Consider the following 19,474-nt stretch of genomic DNA (forward strand, 5'->3'; position numbering starts at 1 on the left):
GCCCAGGCTGGCGGCCAGCCAGGGCGGTCCGACCGTCACGCGCCGAATCGCGCCCCGTTTTTCACGGTGCGACGATCGTCGCGACGCAGGCGGCGATCGTATCCCGCACGCGCACGATCGCCGGGTCGCGCTGCGTGCTCGTGCGCCAGCCGATTTCCACCGGGTAGCGCGGCAGCTCGACCGGGCACGCGAGCGCGCGCAGCGACGTCGCCTGCGCGATCGCGCGAGCCGCGTGCGCCGGAATCGTCGCCACCGCGTCGGAGCCGGCGAGCAGGTACGGCAGCGCCGCGAAATGCGTGGTCGATGCCGCGACGCGCCGTTTGTGTCCGAGCGCGGCCAGCGCTTCGTCGACGATCCCGATCACGCCGCCCGACGACACGAGCAGATGGTCGCGCTGCACGAAATCGGCGAGCGCGAGCGTGCGCGGCGCGTGTGCGCGGCCGGCCGGATCGATCAGGCACGCGTAGCCGCCCGTCGCGACCGCGCGCCGGCTCAGCCCGTTCGCCGAGAACCCGCCCGACGCGATCGCGAGATCGACGCCGTGCCGCAGCAGCGCGTCGCCCGCGATGCCGCTGTGCGTCTGCCGGAAGATCAGCCGGATGCCCGCGGCTTCGCGGGCGACCGCGTCGATCAGCGCGCGGCCGAGCGCGATCTCGAAGTCGTCCGACAGCCCGATCGAAATCGTACGGCCGACCCGCTCGCCGCCGTCGGCCGCGATCGCGAGGCTTGCGCGGCAGCGGTCGAGCGCGTCGGAGAGGATCGGCTTCAGTTCGTCCGCGCGCGGCGTCGGCGCGAGCCCGCGGCCGGTGCGCACGAACAGCGGATCGGCGTAGATCACGCGCAGCCGCGCGAGCGCCGCGCTCGCCGCCGATTGCGTGAGGCCGAGCCGCAGCGCCGCGCGGCTCGCGCCGCCTTCCTCGTACAGCGCCTCGAACACCTTCAGCAGATTCAGGTCGAGTGCGGCGATATCATCCGTATTCATGTCAGTTATCGTTTTATCGATTTGATCGATGAAATGATATCGATAAAGATGGCGTCACCCACTCACCGGAGACGCCTTCATGTCCACCTCAGTCATCGCCGCGCTGCAGATCGGCGCATCGCCCGCCGGCACGCGCGCCACGCTCGACACGATCCTCGGCTACGAAGCCGCGATCCGCGATAGCGGCGCGTCGCTCGTCGTGCTGCCCGAGGCCGTGCTCGGCGGCTATCCGAAGGGCGAGATCTTCGGCACGCGGCTCGGCTACCGGCTGCCCGAGGGCCGCGACGCGTATGCGCGCTACGCCGCGCAGGCGATCGACGTGCCGGGGCCCGAAACCGACGAACTGGCCGCGCTGTCGCAGCGCACGGGCGCGAGCCTCGTGGTCGGCGTGATCGAGCGTGGCGGCAGCACGCTGTACTGCACGGCGCTGTTCTTCGATCCGCGCGACGGGCTCGTCGCGAAGCACCGCAAGCTGATGCCGACCGGCACCGAGCGGCTGATCTGGGGGCAGGGCGACGGCTCGACACTGCCGGTGATCGACACGGCCGCGGGCCGTGCGGGCGCCGCGATCTGCTGGGAGAACCACATGCCGCTGCTGCGCTGCGCGATGTATGCGAAAGGCGTGCAGATCTGGTGCGCGCCGACCGTCGACGAGCGCGACCTGTGGCAAAGCTCGATGCGGCACATCGCGCACGAAGGGCGCTGCTTCGTCGTGAGCGCGTGCCAGGTGCAGCCGTCGCCGCGCGCGCTCGGCATCGACGTGCCGGGCTGGGATCCCGAGCGGCCGCTGATCCGCGGCGGCAGCGTGATCGTCGGGCCGCTCGGCGACCTGCTGACGGAGCCGCTGATCGGCGAGGCCGGGCTCGTGACCGCGCGCATCGATACGGACGAGCTCGTGCGTGCGCGTTACGACTTCGACGTGGTCGGGCACTATGCGCGCCCCGACGTGTTTTCGCTGCATGTCGACGAGCGGCCGAAGCGGCCGGTCGTGTTCGGGGAATGACGGGCGTTGCCGGGGCGCGGACGCCCCGGCATGCGAATGGCGGCGGCGCGCGTCAGCGCATCGGCGCTTCCGCGATCCGCATGTAGTCGGCGATGCGCCGGCCTTCCATGTCCGGAAACTGCTCGTGCACGGTGATGTCGCCCATCCGCGCGATGTCGAAGGTGCGGAAGTCGTCGCGCAGCTCGCACCACGCGCCGATCGTCCAGCGTCCGCCCCAGTAGACGAGCCCGAGCGGCCATACACGGCGCTTCGTGTGCGCGCCGAGCCGGTCGCGGTAGTCGAAGCTGACGATGTGATGCGTGTCGACCGCCTGGTGGATCGCGTCGACCTTCGCGCAGAACGTCTCGTCGATGTGGAATGACGGCGCGAACACCGGCAGCCGATCGAGCGCGGTGCGCTTGTCGGCCGGCATCGCCGACGCGATCTTCGCGAGCGCCGAACGCGCGCCACCCGCGAAGCGCGCGCCGCCCCAGGTCTCGAGCATCCGCGCGCCGGCCGCGAGCGCCGCGAGCTCCTCGGCCGTGAACGTGAGCGGCGGCAGGCTCGCGTTGCGGTTCAGCCGGTAGCCGATGCCGGCTTCGCCTTCGATCGGCACCCCTGACAGTTGCAGGTCGCGCACGTCGCGATAGACCGTGCGCGGCGATACCGACAGCCAGTCGGCGAGCTGCTGCGCGGTCGTGAGACGACGCCCGCGCAGCAGCTCGGCGATCTGGAACAGGCGGTCGGCACGGCGCGTCATGGCTGAACCTCGACTCCAACGGCTACGGGGACTTCGCGATGATAGCGCCGTGCCGGCCGGATCGTGGATGCGCTCAGTGGCATTTCGGTGCGTGCAGGCCGACGCGGTTGCCTTCGGTATCGATCAGGTAGCCGATGTAGCCGTAGTTGTTCGGCAGCTCGACGACCGAGCCCTGCACGACGCCGCCTGCGCGCTTCGCGCGTTCGAGCGCCGCCACGACCGATTCCCCGGCGTTCAGGTACACGAGCACGCCGTTCGCGCTCGGCTTCATCTGCTGCGGATCGAACACGATGCTGCCGCCCGTGCTCGACGCTTCGTGATCGAACACGGCCATCGGCACGCCGCCGATGACTTCGCGCTGCAGCGTCGTCTGCAGCACGGTTTCGTAGAAACGGATCGCCCGGTCGAAATCGAGGGACGGGATGTCGAACCACGCGATCGCGCGTTCCAGGGTTGCGGTTTCGGTTGCAGTTGCAGTTGCGGACGTCATGACGAGCTCCTTGTTGTTCGGGTTCTTGATGGAAACCAGCCTTGCATTGCGCCGGGATTGCAGTGTGATCGGGGGCTGCTGACAGCGTGCTGTCAGTAGTCGTGGCGGTGCTGACAAAAGGGCGAACCTGACGGCCTGGGCGGGTAAGGGCGGAGCGGGAAGCGCATCGGCGCGCGGGTGGCGGGGCGGCACGCGGGGCGTCCGCCTGCGTGGGTGCGGCGGAAAGAAAAACGCCCGGCACAGGCCGGGCGTCGTGGGGTGTCAGCAGGCGGCCGCGGCGGCCGTCTCGCGTGTCAGGCGTCGCCTTCCGGCGCGGCCGGGCGTGCCTTCACGCTACCGGCGATCAGGTCGAAGCGGAACAGCCGGCATTCGAGCGCGCCGTTGAACAGCGGCGTCTTCGCCGATTCGCGCAGGCGCAACTGGCCCGGCAGCGACCGGTCCGACGTCAGCAGGAACGCCTGCCAGCCCGTGAAGCGCTGCTTGAGCGCATCGCCCAGCGCGTTGAAGAATTCGCTGTCCGGCGCGTCGGTGTGCGTGCGGCGGAAGGCGTCGTCGTTGCCGCGGTTGCGGCCGGTCTCGCGCACCTCGCCGCGCGCGCTGCGGCCGCGTACCTCGATCCGCTCGCCGTACGGCGGGTTCGCGAGGATGATGCCCGGGCCGTCGCACGGCGGCGTCATCCCGCGCGCGTCGACCTGCTTGAGCCACACCGACGGCACGCCCGCACGCTCGAGGTTCGCGCGCGCCTTCTCGAGCATGTCGCCCGAGATGTCGCTGCCGTACACGCCGAGCGAATCGCGCTTGCCGCGCGCCGCGCGCTTCGCGTCGAGCGCCGCGACCTTCAGGCCCTGCCATGCGGTGATGTCGTACTGCTTGAGCTTTTCGAAGCCGAACCGGCGCTCGACGCCCGGTGCGACGCCGAGCGCGATCTGCGCGGCTTCCGCGAGGAAGGTGCCGCTGCCGCACATCGGGTCGTACAGCGGCGTGCCGGGCGTCCAGCCCGTCAGGCGCAGGATGCCGGCCGCGAGGTTCTCGCGCAGCGGGGCCGCGCCCTTGTCGAGGCGCCAGCCGCGCTTGAACAGCGGCTCGCCTGACGTATCGAGGTACAGCGTGCACTCGGTGGCCGTCAGGAACGCGAATACGCGCACGTCCGGCGCGCCGGTGTCGATGCTCGGGCGTGCGCCGGTCTTGTCGCGCATCCGGTCGCAGATCGCGTCCTTCACGCGCAGCGTCGCGAATTCGAGGCTCTTCAGCGGCGACTTGATCGCGGTGATGTCGACGCGCAGCGTCTGCGTCGATGCGAACCAGCGTTCCCATGGCTGCTCGAGCGCGAGCGCGTAGACGTCTTGCTCGGTGCGGTACGGGCGGTGCGCGATCTTCAGCAGGATCCGGCTCGCGATCCGCGAATGGAGGTTCGCGGCCATGCCGGCGGCCCAGCCGCCGCGGAAATGAACGCCGCCCGGCACCTGCGCGCCCGCGGTGAACGGCGCGCCGTCCAGATGTCGGCCGGCGATTTCGGCCAGCTCGGCGGCAAGCGCCGCTTCGAGGCCGCGCGGGCAGGGAGCGAAGAATTCGTACAGGGTGGGCGAGGACATAAGGCGGGTGAGGACGTGCAAAAGTCCACTATTGTACGCGGCGCGAGCGGCCGGAGCCGGCGTTGCATCCGATTCGGGACGCCGGCGCCGGCGCGCCGGCCGCGACGGCGAGCCGGCGGGCCCGTGCGGCGGCGCGCGCCCGGATGGCCCGCCGCCGTCGAAGGATCAGTGCGAGCCCGGCTGGCTGGCACGCGCGGCCGGGGTGCCGGCCGGCCAGAACAGCGCGGACGGCTTCGACAGCACCGTGCGGACGATCGCGCCGACCAGCGCGCGCACCTTGGTGCGGCGCAGGCTGCGCGAGCGCACGGCCATCGTGAACGCGAGCGCGAAGCTCACGAGCACGTTGAGGATCGCCATGCTCAGGACGCCGGCGCAGGCCCACCACAGCTCGGGCGTGCCGAGCGCGCCCTTGCCGAGCACGCCGAGCGCGATCCCGATCGACCCGGCCGACAGCGTCACGTGGCGCACCTCGAACGGGAACAGGAACACGGTGACGATCGCCGGAACCAAGCCGAGCATCAGGCCGAGACCCACGTTGGCGACCACGCCCGCGACGTTCGAGCGACAGAAATGCGCGAGTTTCGCGGCACCCGACGCACCGAGCGTGAGCCGCAGCCGCCGGTTGTACGTCAGCGCGTCGCCGACCCGATGCAGCACGAACCAGTTGTCGGCCCAGCCCGCGAGCAGGCTCGACGCCCACAGCAGCACGCCGGTCAGCGCCGCATAGAGCGGCGTCGGGCCGAGCAGCGAGAACGAGTGCAGCGTCGCGTGCGCCTTCTCCGGCGAGATCAGGTTCGCGTGCATCAGGTTGCTCGAGAACAGCTGCACCAGCAGGCACACGGGCAGCACGACGAGCACGTTGCCGGAAATCGCCGCGGCCTGCGTGCGGATCAGCGCGATCACCGATGCCACGAACGCCTTCACGCCTGCCTCGTGACCGGTGTCGTCGAGCTCGCGCGCGAGCGTCGGCGCGGTCATCGCGGGTTGCTTGGTCGCGAGCGTGAAGTGCAGGAAGTGCATCAGCATGAAGCTCGCCGCGTAGTTGACGCCCGCGAGCAGCCCTTCGAGCATCGACTGCAGGTGCGCGCCGGTGATCGCGAACTTCACGCACACGGTCACGACGGTGACGAGCCCGCCGCCCGCGGCCATCCGCAGCATCTTCAGGTACTCGGCGCGGCCGCGCGAGATGTAGTGCTCGCCGGTGTCCGCGTTGGTCTCGACGAGCTTGCGCGCGAACAGCGAGAAGTTGCTGCGCACGAGGTGCGACACGCTCTGGCTGTTCTGGTTCGCGTCGACGAGCTCGGCCGTCAGGCGCGCCATCCCGCGCAGGTCGTCGCGTGCCATCCACGCGTTGAGCAGCATTTCCGCGCGCAGGATGCGCATGCGCATGCGTTCGACCTGGAACACGATGTCGACCGACACGCCGTTGCGGTACAGGTGCGCGAACACGTCGTCGACGGCGATCCGGCATTCGTCGAGCAGCACGCGCAGGTAGTTCACCTCGTGCAGCAGCTTGCTCGGGTCGCCGCCGTCCTCGACGGCCGCGTGCGCGGTCTCGACCGCGAGCATCGCGCGCGTGAGCCGATAGAACGGCTGCGTTTCGAGCGGCTTGCGTGCGTCGTCGTCGGACAGGCGGTTGCGCACCGTCTGCGACAGGCCGGTCGAGCTGATCTGGCAGGTCAGGTTGTGCAGCGCGGCGAGCAGATCGCGCGAGAACGAGCCGGGCTCGTGGCGCTCTTCGTCGGTGACGTCGAACGAGATCAGCTCGGCGAGGCGCGCGAGCAGGTCGTCGGGCAGCGCCTCGATCCATTGCACGTCTTCGGGCGTCGGGAACATCAGCGTGAACAGCGCCGTCAGTTCGCGGCGGTTCGGCGCGGGCGGGATCAGCGACGTGTCGATGCGCTCGAACAGCGCGCCGAAGAAGCCGGAATGCACGGGCATGCCCGCGTCGCAGAGCAGCGAGATGCCGTCGCATTCGCGCAGGATCCCGCGCAGGATGCGTGCGGCGTGCGATTTCCATGCCGGATTGCGGTCCAGCACGTGGAACAGGTAGCGCAGCCGCGCGTGCGCCGGATACGCGCGCGCGTCGGCGTCGCGTTCGGCCGGCGCGTCGTGCGCGACCTGCATCGCGCCGTTGCGGCGCAGCCAGTGCGCGAGCTCGATCAGCCATTCGCTGCGCTCGGCGTACGGCGCGTCCGCGTCGGCATGCGCGAGCAGCGCATCGAGCTGGTGGCCCGCATTGCGCGACGCGCGCCACTTCTTGATCAGGGTCGTCAGGGAACGAAACATAAACGGAATAGCGAAAGCCCTGGACGGGCGGGTTCGGGATGCCGGCCGGAACACGGCGCGGCGCCGGGGAGAACGGTGAGGCTGGCCGGGTGGCCGGACGACGCGCGGCGACCCGCGATGCGGCTGCCCCGGTGCGGTGCACGCGGACACGCATGCGCGCCCCGGGAGACGCGGCGATCGGACCGGACACGACGGGCGGATCGCCGCCGGCGGGCGCGCACGACGAGCGGCGCGAGCCGGAAAGTGCGTAGGATCGTCAATCGGGCGCGAAAACGCAAGCCGACCGTATTGCGTGGTGCCGGTTCCGGCGGATTTTGACAAACAGTGCAAACCCGCCGTCCGGCCGATGGATGCCGGGCAGCGTCGGCCGAAGCGGCGAGGGCGGCAAGGGCGGCGAGGGCGGCAGGTTCGCGTGCGCGGTTGTGCGCGCACTCGGATCGATGCCGGCGACGTCTATCGGGCGGCGCGTGCCGAGTGCGGCCGCACCGCGCGCATGCGTCGGACGCCGGCCCGCGCGTCGCGCTTACGCGCCGGACTTGCCGGTCGCGCCCGCGTCGTCGCCGGGTGTCGGACCGGCCGGGCAGGGCACGGCGGGCACCGCGGGCGCGGCGGCCGTTGCCTTGCCGGATGCGGTCGTCGAGGTGGTCGACGCAGCCGCGGCGCCGCGCCGCGCGGCCATCGCGCGCACGCCGGACGCGGCCTGCGATGCGATCACGTCGAGCGCGCGCCGGTGGCCCGCGACGAGCGCGTCGTAGCCGTCGGCGACCGGCTCCGCGACGCTCGTGCGACACGTCATCACGGCCTGCGTGCCGAGCGCGCGCACGCTCCACACCGCATCGATCGCCGCGCGTTTGCCGGGCCACGACTCGAAGCGCTGCACGTTCACGCTGATCCGATAGACGGGCACGCCGGCCGGATACGCGGAATTCGCGACGTCGATCGTGCCGAGCTGCGCGGCGAGGTCGTCGGACAACGCGCGGCGGATTTCGTCGGCGGGCGGCGCGGCCCAGCGCTCCTGCTCGAGCACGTCGACCTGCGCGGCGTTCTTCTGCACGACGAGCTGGTTCTTCGCGACCTGCTCGGGCACGCCGACGGACGGCACCTCGATCAGGAACGACGGGTTGGCGGGCGCGGTGCGTACGGGCGCGGCGGCGTCGGCCGGGCTCAGCGTATAGAACCGCGCGGGCGGCGAGCTGCACGCGGCGAGCGCGAGCGCGGCGAAGACTGCCGCCGCGCCGCTCGCGAGGATGTTCACGCGTGTCGTCGTCATTATTGATCTCCTGGCTTGCCCTTGAGCAGCGATTCGGGATGGCGCTCCAGATAGTCGGCGAGCGCGTTCAGCGATTGCAGCGTGCGCGTGAGTTCCTTCAGCGCGCCGCGCACGTCGGACTGCAGCGGCGAATCCTGCTGCAGCGTCGCCTCGGCGGTCGAGAAGGTCTGCTTCGCGGCCGACAGCGTGTCGCGCGCTTCCGGCGCGACCTGCGTGTCGAGCTGCTTGAACAGCTTGTCGGCGTTCGACAGCGCGCTGTTCAGGTTCGCGCCGATCTGGTCGAACGGCACCTTGTCGAGCTTCTTCGCGATGTCGGCGACCTGCAGCTGCAGTTCGTCGAGCGTGTTCGGCACGGTCGGCAGCTCGAGCGGCTGGCGTGCCGCGTCGATCTTCACGACCGGCGCCTTCGGGAAGAAGTCGAGCGCGACGTACAGCTGGCTCGTCAGCAGGTTGCCGGTGCGCAGCTGGCCGCGCAGCCCGTGCCTGACGAGGCGCTCGACGATCTCGCGGCGGCCCGCTTCGCCCTTGCTCTCGATCGTTTCGCGGAAGCGCGGGCCGAGCCGCTCCGGATACACGTTCATCGTCACCGGCATCAGGAAGTTCTTGGTCTTCGGATCGAAGTCGATGCCGATGTTCGTCACTTCGCCGAGCACGATGCCGCGGAAGTCGACCGGCGCGCCTACCGCGAGCCCGCGCAGCGACTGGTTGAAGTTCATCACGACCTGCAGCGGCTGGCCGTCCGGATCGCGCATCGCGTCCGTCTCGTCGGAGCCGAGGCGGAAGGTCGTGTTGTTCGGCGCCGTCGCGCCGCTGTCCTGGTTCGGCGGCGTCTGGAACGCGATGCCGCCGAGGATCACCGTCGCGAGCGACTGCGTGTTCAGCTTCAGGCCGCTCGAATCGAGCCGCAGGTCGACGCCGCTCGCCTGCCACCAGCGCGAGTTCACGCCGACGTACTGGTCGTACGGCGCATTGACGAACACGTTGAACGTGACGCCCGTGCCGTCCTTGTCGAGCGAGAAGCCGACCACCTGGCCGACCGGCACGCGGCGGTAGTAGACGGGCGAGCCGATGTCGACCGAGCCGAGCGAATCGCCGCGCAGCACGTACTGCGTGCCCTTCTGGTCGCCGGTCACGGCCGGCGGTGTCTCGAGGCCGGTGAAGTCGGTCTGCGTGTCCTGCCCGTGGCCGGCATCGACGCCGATGTACGCGCCCGACAGCAGCGTGCCGAGGCCCGACACGCCGGTCGCGCCGACGCGCGGACGCACGATCCAGAAGCGCGAGCCCTTGACCGCGAAGTCCTCGGCCTCCTTCTTCAACTGCACCTGGACGAGCACGCGCGACAGGTCCTTCGACAGCTTGATCGTCTTGACCATGCCGATCTCGACGTCCTTGTACTTGACCTGCGTCTTGCCCGGCTCGAGCCCTTCCGCGCTGTGGAAGCTGATCGAGACTTCCGGGCCGCGCTCGCGCACGGACTTGATCACGAGGCCGATACCGATCAACGCGGCGATCAGCGGCACGAGCCAGACGAGCGACGGCAGCCAGCCGCTTTTCGTCGAGATCGCCGGATCGGGCGGCCGGGACGCGTCTTGCTGCGGGCCTTGCGGACTATTCATGGTGTTTCCCTGAGGTTTCGACTGGATCCCAGATCAGGCGGGGATCGAACTGCATCGACGCGAGCATCGTCAGGATCACGACCGAGCCGAACGCGAGCGCGCCGGGGCCGGCCGTGATGACGGCGAGCGAACGGAAATGGACGAGCGCGACGGTGAGCGTCACGACGAAGATGTCGAGCATCGACCAGCGGCCGATCCGCTCGACGATCCGGTACAGGCGCGTGCGCTGCAGCGGCCGCCATACGGTGCGCCGCTGCGCGGTGCCGACGAGGAGCGTCAGTACGCCGAGCTTGAGCATCGGCACGAGGATGCTGGCGACGAACACGACGACCGCGAGCGGCCAGTCGCCGGACGTCCAGAAATAGATGACGCCGCTCATGATCGTGTCCTCCTGCGAGCCGACGATCGACGACGTGCGCATGATCGGCAGCAGGTTCGCCGGAATATAGAGGATCGCGGCCGCGATCAGCAGCGCCCACGTGCGCATGATGCTGTTCGGCGTGCGGAAGTGAAGCGTGCTGCCGCAGCGCGCGCAATGCGCGTGCGGACGGTCGATCGTCTGCACGAGCCCGCATGCGTGGCAGCTGGCGTAGCCCTCGCGGGCGGCGGTCGGCATCGTCATTGGCGGGGCGCTTGCGGCGGCGGAGTGGTGCCGTCGGGCGAGGCGGGCGAGCGCCCGGCGCGCAGGTCGTCGGCGATGTCCCACAGCGTGCGTGGATCGAACATCAGCACGACGGCGGTCATCAGCGTGAGCGCGCCGAACGCGAACAGCGCGGCGTCGGGCACGACGCGCGCGAGGCTCACCATCTTGACGATCGTCACGACGATCCCGAGCATGAACACCTCGATCATCCCCCACGGCCGCACGAGCTGGATCGTGCGCAGCACGAAGTTGAGGCCCGGCGGCACGACGCCACGCCGGATCGGCAGCAGCACGTAAAGCAGCGCGGCCATCTCGACGAGCGGGAACAGCACGGTCGAGCAGAACACCATCACGCCGACGGCCTCCATGCCCTGATGCCACAGCGCGTCGATCGCGCCGATCAGCGTCGTCTGCACGCGGGTGCCGTTGAGGTCCATTTCGAGGATCGGGAACGCCTGCGCGATGACGAACGTGACGAGCGCCGCGACCGCAAGCGCGCTGATGCGCTCGATCTGCGTGGTGCTGTTGCGATAGAGCAGCGCGTCGCAGCGCGGGCAGCGCGCGATTTCGCGACCGCTCAGGCGCGGTTTATGCAACAGTGCGTCGCATTCGTGGCAGGCAATCAGGTCGTGTCGTTGCATGGAAAAGGCGGTGGTGCGACGGGCGGGGGAACACGTCGACGGGGCCGGAACCCGCGCCAATCTTACCAAAACGGCTTTTTCGGCGTGTCAACGCCCGGTTGCCGGGTGACCGGGCGGTAACATGGCGCAAACCTGACAGCGGGCTGGCGCGCCTGTCCTCAGAGTCCGCGCGTGACAAAAGGTTGCGGTAGCATGGCGGCCTTGACAAGCGTCGGACGAATTTACCGGCGCAGCCGTTCGCTCAACTGAGGAATCCACGATGGCATCGAAATCGCCGCCGGCCGCGCCGGCACGCTACGCGCACACCGCGATCGCGCTGCACTGGCTGATCGCGCTGCTGATCGTCTGCGGCTTCGCACTCGGCTGGGTGATGACCGACATCCCCGGCTTCACGCCGACGAAGCTCAAGTACTTCTCGTGGCACAAGTGGATCGGCGTGACGGTGTTCGCGCTGGCCGTCGTGCGCGTGCTGTGGCGCGCGACCCACGTGCCGCCGCCGCTGCCGGGCGGCACGCCGGCGTGGCAGCGTGCGGTGTCGCACGGCGTGCACATGCTGCTGTACGCGCTGATGATCGTGATTCCGGTGACGGGCTACCTGTACAGCTCCGCGTCGAACATCCCGGTCGTCTATCTCGGCATCGTGCCGCTGCCGCGCCTGATCGATCCCGATCCTGCGCTGAAGGAAACCTTCAAGACGCTGCACGTGTCTTTGAATTACATTCTGCTTGCGCTCGTCGCCATGCACGTGCTCGCGGCGTTCAAGCACCAGTTGTTGGACCGCGACGGCCTGCTGTCGCGGATGCTTCCCTCCGCCAAATGAAGGATCCCATGAAAGTGTCTTTCTCCCGCTCCATGCTGACCGCGTTCGCCGCGGTGTCACTTGTCGCGTCGGCCGCGGCGCACGCCGACGTCGATCTCGCGAAGAGCAAGGTGTCCGCCGTGTCGAAGCAGATGAACGTGCCGACCGAAGGCGCATTCAAGAAGTTCTCCGCGCAGGTGAAGTTCGACCCGGCCAAGGCCGCGCAGGGCAGCGCGCAAATGACGATCGACATCGCGAGCTTCGACCTCGGCGACAAGATGTACAACGACCAGGTCGCGGGCAAGGACTGGTTCGACGCGAAGGCGTATCCGCAGGCGACCTTCGCGTCGTCGGCGATCGCGCCGGCGGGCGGCAACAAGTACAACGTGACCGGCAAGCTGACGATCAAGGGCAAGTCCGAGACCGTCACGGTGCCCGTCACGGTCACGCAGAGCGGCGCGACGCAGACCTTCGACGGCGTGCTGCCGATCAAGCGTTCGGCGTTCAACGTCGGCACCGGCGAGTGGAAGGACACGTCGATCGTCGCAGATGAAGTGCAGATCAAGTTCCATCTCGTCGCCACGAAGTAAGCGGCGGGCTGTCGCATCACCCCGAATGCCGCGCGAGGGCGCGGCGCTGTTCCAAGGAGAAATCGTTTGAAAAAGCATCTGATCATCGCCGCGGGCGCGCTGGCCGCTTCGCTGTCGTTCTCGGCATTCGCCGACAGCGCGACGTACCAGTTCGACCCGAGCCATACGTACCCGAGCTTCGAGGCCGACCACTTCGGCGGCCTGTCGGTCTGGCGCGGTAAATTCGACAAGTCGAGCGGCACCGTGACGCTCGACCGCGCGGCGAAGACCGGTACGGTCGACGTGACGACCGACATCGCGTCGATCCACACGGGCAGCGCGAAGCTCGACGAGCACCTGCAGACGGCCGAGTTCTTCGACGTCTCCAAGTTCCCGCAGGCGAACTACAAGGGCGCCATCAAGTTCGACGGCGACAAGCCGGTGTCGGTGGTCGGTAACCTGACGCTGCACGGCGTCACGAAGCCGGTCACGCTGAAGATCGATTCGTTCAAGTGCATGCCGCATCCGATGCTCAAGCGCGAAGTGTGCGGCGTCGACGCGGTCGGCGAATTCAGCCGCGACGATTTCGGCCTCGACTACGGCAAGCAGTACGGCTTCAAGATGAAGACGAAGCTGCTGATCACGGCCGAAGCCGTCAAGCAGCAGTAACGCGCCCGACCGGGCCGGCCGCCGCGTCACGCCGCCGGCCCGTCGCGAGCCAGCCGCCGCGCTCCCGTTTTCAGGGGGCGCGGCGGTTTTTTTTGCGCGCCTATAATCGTCGGCGCAGCTCGCGGCGCGAGAACCGGCGCGCCGGATACAACGAACAACGACAAGGAGATCGCCGATGCACGCCGTCACGCAGTCCAGCTCCATTGCCTCGTCGCCGCGCGTGTGGCGCGCGGTGGTCGCCGCGTCGATCGGCAACGCGCTCGAGTGGTTCGACCTCGTCGTCTACGGCTTCTTCGCGGTGACGATCTCGAAGCTGTTCTTCCCGGCCGGCAACGACACCGTGTCGCTGCTGCTCACGCTCGGCACGTTCGGCGTGTCGTTCTTCATGCGCCCGCTCGGCGCGATCGTGCTCGGCGCGTACGCCGACCGCGCGGGCCGCAAGGCCGCGCTCACGCTGTCGATCCTGTTGATGATGGCCGGCACGCTGGTGATCGCGGTGCTGCCGACCTACCAGACGATCGGCGTTGCCGCGCCGCTGGTCCTCGTCGCCGCGCGGCTGATGCAGGGTTTCTCGGCCGGCGGCGAATTCGGCAGCGCGACCGCGTTCCTGGCCGAGCACGTGCCGGGCCGGCGCGGCTTCTTCGCAAGCTGGCAGGTCGCGAGCCAGGGGCTCACGACGCTGCTCGCCGCCGGCTTCGGCACCGTGCTGAACGCACAGCTCACGGCCGACCAGATGGCCGCGTGGGGCTGGCGCATCCCGTTCTTCTTCGGGCTGCTGCTCGGGCCCGTCGCGTACTACATCCGCTCGAAGGTCGACGAGACGCCCGAATTCCTCGCCGCCGAAAGCACCGCGAGCCCGCTGCGCGACACGTTCGCGTCGCACAAGGCACGGCTCGTCGCCGCGATGGGCGTGGTGGTGCTCGGCACCGTCGCGACCTATCTCGTGCTGTTCATGCCGACCTACGGCGTGAAGCAGCTCGGCCTTGCGCCGTCGGCCGCGTTCGCCGCGATTCTCGTCGTCGGCGTGATCCAGATGGCGTTCGCGCCGCTCGTCGGCCACTGGTCGGATCGGTACGGACGCGTGCGCGTGATGCTCGCGCCGGCCGTCGGCATCCTCGTGCTGATCTATCCGGCGTTCGCGTACCTGGTCGCGCATCCGGGCTTCGGCACGCTGATCGCGCTGCAGGTGCTGCTCGCGTTCCTGATGACCGGTTATTTCGCGGCGCTGCCGGGGCTGCTGTCCGAAGTGTTTCCGGTGCAGACGCGCACGACCGGGATGTCGCTTGCGTATAACGTCGCGGTGACGATCTTCGGCGGCTTCGGGCCGTTCATCATCGCGTGGCTGATCCGCGCGACCGGGATGAAGACCGCGCCGAGCTTCTACCTGATGTTCGCGGCCGTGCTGAGCCTCGCGGCGCTGGTCGTGCTGCGCCGGCGGTTCGGCTTCCGGTGACGCGGGGCGCGCGGCGGCGCGTCAGTCGCTGACGCGCTCGCATACCGGCTGCGCCGGCATCAGTTGCGCGGGCGCGGCGACGGTCCGCACCGGCCGGCCGGCGAGCGCGTCAAGCGCCTGCCGGAGCTGCCAGTCGGCATCCGTGCCGAATTCCCGCTGCGGCAGCGCCGCGCTCTTCGACGTATCGATTTTCTCGCGCACGCGCGCTTCGCGCAGCGTTTGCCGTGCCTTGCGTACCTGCGCGAACGGATCGGGCGCCAGCCGGTCCGCATACGGCGCGCGGGCGAGATCGACTTCGCGGTACCAGAGCAGCACGCCGTCGACGTCCGAGTCGCGGCGCGGCGGCACGAGCCAGTCCGGCACGACGCCGTAGCCGTCCATCGGGCAGCCGTTCGGCCGCAGGTTGCGCGCGAACGTGAAATTGACGCGCGTGCCGTCGATCAGGTCGACGCCGGTCTGCGCGAGCCCCTTTCCGTAGGTCGGCATCCCGAGCAGCCGCGCGCGGCTGAGATCCTTCAGTGCCGCCGCGGTCGCTTCGGCGGCCGACGCGCTCTGTCCGTCGACCAGCACGACGAGCGGCACGGTGCGCCACCAGTCGTCCGTCTGCAGCGGCGCGAGCGGATCCTGGCCGTGCATGACCGGCAGTTCGTAGTCGGGCCAGTTGGTCGTGAAGCGGCGGCGCTTCGTTCCGTCGCGCTCGAGCGTCGTCATCGCGGTGCGGTCGCGCCCGGCGAACAGCGCGGTGATGCCGATCGCCGCATTCAATGCGCCGCCGCCGTTGATGCGCAGGTCGAGGATCACGCCTTTCACCGGCGGCCCCGCGCGGCGCGCGGCCTGCACCGCGTCGATATAGTTGCCGACCGCCGGCTCCGGGAAGCTCGACAGCCGCGTGTACAGGATGTCGCCGGCGAGCCGCCTTGCGGTCGCCGGGTGCGGCCGGACGATCGCGCGGACCGGCGCGAAGGTCAGCGTCGCAGGGTTCGGACCACGCCGGACCGTGAGCTTCAGCGGCACGCCCGCGTCGCCCTTCGCGAGTTTCACGACCTCGCTGCTGTCGATGCCGACGACGCTCCGGTCGTTCATCGCGACGACGAGATCGTCGGGCCGCACGCCGGCCTGTTCGGCGGGCGCGTCCGGGATCACGTCGATGATGTGCAGCCCATCGGGCCGCGTCTCGAACACGATGCCGATGCCCGGCGTGCCGTCGCGTGCGCGGCGCTCGTCGTCGCGCCGTTCCTGCTCTTCCTTTGCGTTGAAGAAGCGCGCGTACGGCAGCGTCTTGATGCCGTCGTGCACGGTGGCGTCGAGCAACGCGCCGATGTCGACGTCGGTCAGGTGCTGCTTCTTCAGCACTTCGACCGCGGCCTTCAGTTCGCAGAGCTGCGGTTCCCAGTCGGGCGGGCAGGGTGACGGTTGTGACGCCGCCGCAGCAGCAGCAGCGTGCTGGGCGGACGCGGATTGCGCGCGGGCGGCCGATGTGCATGCAACGAACGCAGCCGCGGCGGCGGCACCGGTGCTCCAGGCGACGATGCGATGAAGGACACGCGAGGCAGGCATCATGAGGGACCGCGGCTTCGACGGGTGGCGGGGCGGGATGGTGAAGCGATTGTAGCCGACGGTCCGTGCGGCCGCGCCGGAGGAAGCGGACGCGGCTCGCGCATGAAAAAAGGCCGGTCCAACAGGACCGGCCTTCGGGTATCCGCCGAAACGACGCGGCGCTTAAACCTGCGCGCCCGCGTTCGGATCGTCCGGATCGTGCGCGGTCTTCTTTTCCTTGATCAGGTCTTCGCGCTTGATGCCGAGCCACATCGCGAGCGAGCCCGCGACGAACACCGACGAGTAGATGCCGAACATGATGCCGACCGTCAGCGCGAGCGCGAAGTAATGCAGCGTCGGGCCACCGAAGAAGAACATCGACAACACCATCATTTCCGTCGACGTGTGCGTGATGATCGTCCGCGACATCGTGGTCGTGATCGCGTGGTTGATCACCTCCGACACGCTCATCTTGCGTTCGCGGCGGAACGTTTCGCGGATCCGGTCGAAGATGACGACCGACTCGTTGACCGAGTAGCCGAGCACCGCGAGGATCGCCGCGAGCACCGCCAGCGAGAACTCCCACTGGAAGAACGCGAAGAAGCCGAGAATGATCACGACGTCGTGCAGGTTCGCGATGATGCCGGCGACCGCGTACTTCCATTCGAAGCGGATCGACAGGTAGATCACGATGCCGATCACCACGCACGCGAGCGCGAGGAGACCGTCGGTCGCGAGCTCGCGGCCGACCTGCGGGCCGACGAACTCGACGCGCTGCAGCGTCACGTCGGGGCTCTGCGCCTTCAGCGCGGTCATCACCTGGTCGCTCTGCTGCGCGGACGTGAGGCCTTCCTTCAGCTGCAGGCGGATCAGCACGTTGCGCGACGTGCCGAAGTTCTGCACCTGCGCGTCGGCGTAGCCGAGCTTGCCGAGCGTGTCGCGCACGGGTTCGAGCTGCGCGGCCTGCTGGTACTGCACCTCGATCACCGTGCCGCCGGTGAATTCGACGGACAGGTGCAGCCCGCGGTGGAACAGGAAGAACACGGCGGCGAGGAACGTGACCAGCGAGATCACGTTGAACACCAGCGCGTGCCGCATGAACGGAATGTCTTTACGGATGCGGAAAAATTCCATGGCTTCGTCTCCGGGGCCTTATTGGGTCGAGCCCGGTTTCTTCGGCGACACGCCTTGCTGCGCGCGGTTGCGCAACTGCGGCTTGCCGGCACGCGGTGCGTTGCCCTTCGCGGGTGCGGCGAGCTTCGCGGCGCGCGCGGTGTCGGTCGATTCGTCGGCCGCGGCGAACGAGGCGCCGGCCGTGGCGCCTTCCGGCTTCCACACCTGGCCGATCGCGAGCGACTTCAGCTTCTTGCGGCCGCCGTACCAGAGGTTGACGATCCCGCGCGAGAAGAACACCGCGGAGAACATCGACGTCAGGATGCCGAGGCAGTGCACGATCGCGAACGCGCGAACCGGGCCCGAGCCGAAGGCGAGCAGCGCGAGGCCGGCGATCAGCGTCGTGACGTTCGAGTCGAGAATCGTCGCCCATGCGTGCGCGTAGCCGGCCTGGATCGCGGTCTGCGGCGGCTGGCCGGCGCGGAGTTCTTCACGCACGCGCTCGTTGATCAGCACGTTCGAGTCGATCGCCATGCCGAGCGCGAGCGCGATTGCCGCGATACCCGGCAGCGTCAGCGTCGCCTGCATCAGCGACAGCACCGCGACGAGCAGCAGCAGGTTCACCGACAGGCCGATCACCGAGATCACGCCGAACAGCATGTAGTACGCGATCATGAACACGGCGATCGCGCAGAAGCCCCAGATCACCGAGTGGACGCCCATCTTGATGTTGTCCGCGCCGAGGCTCGGGCCGATCGTGCGTTCCTCGATGATGTCCATCGGTGCGGCGAGCGAACCGGCGCGCAGCAGCAGCGCGAGGTCGGCCGCGGCCTGCGGCGTCGGCTGGCCCGTGATCTGGAAGCGGTCGCCGAGTTCGGACTGGATCGTCGCGACCGTCAGCACCTCGCCCTTGCCCTTCTCGAACAGCACCATCGCCATCGGCTTGCCGATGTTCTCGCGCGACACCGCGCGCACCGAGCGGCCGCCCGCCGAGTCGAGGCGGATGTTGACCGACGGACGCTGGTGTTCGTCGAAGCCGGCCGACGCATCGATGATGCGGTCGCCGGTGAAGATCACGTCCTTCTTCAGCAGCACGGGCGCCTGGTTGCCCTGCGTGAACAGCTCCTCGCCCGGCGGCACGGGGTCGTTCGGGTTCGGGTGCGTGTTGATCGGATCGGCGAGGCGCGCCTCGAGCGTCGCGGTGCGGCCGATGATGTCCTTCGCCTTCGCGGTGTCCTGCACGCCCGGCAGTTCGACGACGATGCGGTCGCTGCCTTGCTGCTGCAGGATCGGCTCGGACACGCCGAGTTCGTTCACGCGGTTGTGGAGCGTCGTCAGGTTCTGCTTGAGCGCGGCGTCCTCGACGGCTTTCTGCACGGCCGGCGTGAACGTGCCGACGACTTGCGTGCCGCCGCCGCCGGGCTGGGTCGCCCATTGCAGTTCGGTGACCGACGCGGCGAGCACCTTGCGGGCGTCTTCCGCCGTCTGCGCGTCGCTGAAGTTGACGACGACGGACTGGTCGACGCGGCTCACGCCGCCGTCGCGGATGTTCTTGTCGCGCAGCAGCGTGCGCGCGTCGGACGCGTCGGAGTCGAGCTTCTTCGTGAGCGCGCCCGTCATGTCGACCTGGAGCAGGAAGTGGACACCGCCGCGCAGGTCGAGGCCGAGATACATCGGCAGTGCGTGCAGCGCGGTCAGCCAGCGCGGCGACGCGCTTTGCAGGTTCAGTGCGACGACGTACTGCGGATCGTTCGGGTCGGCGTTCAGCGACTTCTGCAGCAGGTCCTTGACGCGCAGCTGCGTATCGGTGTCCTTCAGGCGCACGCGGATGTTCGCGTTGGACGCCGTGTTCTCGAAGGTGACGTCGTCCGGCGTGATCTGCGCGGAGGCGAGCGCGGATTCGACCTGGGTCAGCGTGGTCGAGTCGAGCTTGACCGTGGCCTTGCCGCTCGACACCTGCACCGCCGGCGCTTCGCCGAAGAAGTTGGGCAATGTGTACAGAAGGCCGATGGCGAGCGCCACGACCATCACGACATATTTCCAGAGTGGATAACGATTCATGAGGGGGCC

At 69.1% G+C, this 19,474-nt stretch carries 17 protein-coding genes; 5 read left to right on the forward strand and 12 right to left on the reverse strand.

What is annotated here, in order from left to right:
- Positions 1 to 61: 61 nt before the first annotated feature.
- Positions 62 to 982: a LysR family transcriptional regulator gene (locus WS49_RS28050; RefSeq protein WP_059535352.1), complete on the reverse strand. Its 921-nt coding sequence runs from the start codon at positions 980 to 982 to the stop codon at positions 62 to 64.
- Positions 983 to 1,061: 79 nt separating this feature from the next.
- On the opposite strand from WS49_RS28050, the gene WS49_RS28055 reads away from it, so the two are divergent.
- Positions 1,062 to 1,985, forward strand: a complete 924-nt coding sequence (locus WS49_RS28055; protein ID WP_059535354.1) for a carbon-nitrogen hydrolase family protein — start codon at positions 1,062 to 1,064, stop codon at positions 1,983 to 1,985.
- Positions 1,986 to 2,037: 52 nt separating this feature from the next.
- Here WS49_RS28055 and WS49_RS28060 read toward each other — a convergent pair whose 3' ends face one another.
- From WS49_RS28060 to WS49_RS28095, 8 genes are all read right to left on the reverse strand, one after another.
- Positions 2,038 to 2,724, reverse strand: a complete 687-nt coding sequence (locus WS49_RS28060) for a helix-turn-helix transcriptional regulator (RefSeq protein WP_059535356.1) — start codon at positions 2,722 to 2,724, stop codon at positions 2,038 to 2,040.
- 73 nt (positions 2,725 to 2,797) lie between these two features.
- Positions 2,798 to 3,214: a VOC family protein gene (locus tag WS49_RS28065; protein WP_059535358.1), complete on the reverse strand. Its 417-nt coding sequence runs from the start codon at positions 3,212 to 3,214 to the stop codon at positions 2,798 to 2,800.
- Positions 3,215 to 3,507: 293 nt separating this feature from the next.
- The gene (locus WS49_RS28070; RefSeq protein ID WP_059535360.1) at positions 3,508 to 4,806 is read right to left on the reverse strand and encodes a THUMP domain-containing class I SAM-dependent RNA methyltransferase; all 1,299 of its coding nucleotides are present in this window, start codon (positions 4,804 to 4,806) and stop codon (positions 3,508 to 3,510) included.
- A 165-nt stretch (positions 4,807 to 4,971) separates the two neighbouring features.
- Positions 4,972 to 7,095: a site-specific recombinase gene (locus WS49_RS28075; RefSeq protein WP_059535362.1), complete on the reverse strand. Its 2,124-nt coding sequence runs from the start codon at positions 7,093 to 7,095 to the stop codon at positions 4,972 to 4,974.
- Positions 7,096 to 7,618: 523 nt separating this feature from the next.
- Positions 7,619 to 8,365 carry a PqiC family protein gene (locus WS49_RS28080; RefSeq protein WP_059535364.1) on the reverse strand — a complete coding sequence of 249 codons (747 nt, stop codon included), beginning with the start codon at positions 8,363 to 8,365 and terminating at the stop codon, positions 7,619 to 7,621.
- Complete coding sequence (locus WS49_RS28085; RefSeq protein WP_059535365.1) at positions 8,365 to 9,981, reverse strand: PqiB family protein; 1,617 nt, start codon at positions 9,979 to 9,981, stop codon at positions 8,365 to 8,367. Before WS49_RS28085 ends, WS49_RS28080 begins: the two co-directional genes overlap by 1 nt.
- A complete protein-coding gene (locus tag WS49_RS28090; protein WP_059535367.1) occupies positions 9,974 to 10,603 on the reverse strand; it encodes a paraquat-inducible protein A in 630 nt (209 codons plus the stop codon). Before WS49_RS28090 ends, WS49_RS28085 begins: the two co-directional genes overlap by 8 nt.
- Entirely contained in the window at positions 10,600 to 11,265 is a 666-nt protein-coding gene (locus WS49_RS28095) for a paraquat-inducible protein A (protein ID WP_059535369.1), read from the reverse strand. Before WS49_RS28095 ends, WS49_RS28090 begins: the two co-directional genes overlap by 4 nt.
- 259 nt (positions 11,266 to 11,524) lie before the next feature.
- Here WS49_RS28095 and WS49_RS28100 point away from each other — a divergent pair, with 259 nt between their 5' ends.
- From WS49_RS28100 to WS49_RS28115, 4 genes are all read left to right on the forward strand, one after another.
- On the forward strand, positions 11,525 to 12,085 hold the full coding sequence (locus tag WS49_RS28100; RefSeq protein ID WP_059535370.1) for a cytochrome b: 561 nt from the start codon (positions 11,525 to 11,527) through the stop codon (positions 12,083 to 12,085).
- Between the two features lie 8 nt (positions 12,086 to 12,093).
- Entirely contained in the window at positions 12,094 to 12,654 is a 561-nt protein-coding gene (locus tag WS49_RS28105; RefSeq protein ID WP_059535517.1) for a YceI family protein, read from the forward strand.
- Positions 12,655 to 12,720: 66 nt separating this feature from the next.
- Complete coding sequence (locus WS49_RS28110; protein WP_059535372.1) at positions 12,721 to 13,302, forward strand: YceI family protein; 582 nt, start codon at positions 12,721 to 12,723, stop codon at positions 13,300 to 13,302.
- A 175-nt stretch (positions 13,303 to 13,477) separates the two neighbouring features.
- Entirely contained in the window at positions 13,478 to 14,755 is a 1,278-nt protein-coding gene (locus WS49_RS28115) for an MFS transporter (protein ID WP_059535375.1), read from the forward strand.
- 21 nt (positions 14,756 to 14,776) lie between these two features.
- On the opposite strand, the gene WS49_RS28120 is transcribed toward WS49_RS28115, so the two are convergent.
- The 3 genes from WS49_RS28120 to secD all read right to left on the reverse strand — a co-directional run bounded on the left by WS49_RS28120 (position 14,777) and on the right by secD (position 19,465).
- Complete coding sequence (locus tag WS49_RS28120; protein ID WP_179949264.1) at positions 14,777 to 16,315, reverse strand: S41 family peptidase; 1,539 nt, start codon at positions 16,313 to 16,315, stop codon at positions 14,777 to 14,779.
- Between the two features lie 159 nt (positions 16,316 to 16,474).
- Positions 16,475 to 17,425 carry a protein translocase subunit SecF gene (secF, locus tag WS49_RS28125; protein WP_059465429.1) on the reverse strand — a complete coding sequence of 317 codons (951 nt, stop codon included), beginning with the start codon at positions 17,423 to 17,425 and terminating at the stop codon, positions 16,475 to 16,477.
- A gap of 18 nt (positions 17,426 to 17,443) precedes the next feature.
- Entirely contained in the window at positions 17,444 to 19,465 is a 2,022-nt protein-coding gene (secD, locus tag WS49_RS28130) for a protein translocase subunit SecD (RefSeq protein ID WP_059535377.1), read from the reverse strand.
- Positions 19,466 to 19,474 lie beyond the last annotated feature (9 nt).

Origin of the sequence: Burkholderia sp. RF7-non_BP4 (genome assembly GCF_001521935.1) — a bacterium.
Classification (GTDB): domain Bacteria; phylum Pseudomonadota; class Gammaproteobacteria; order Burkholderiales; family Burkholderiaceae; genus Burkholderia; species Burkholderia diffusa.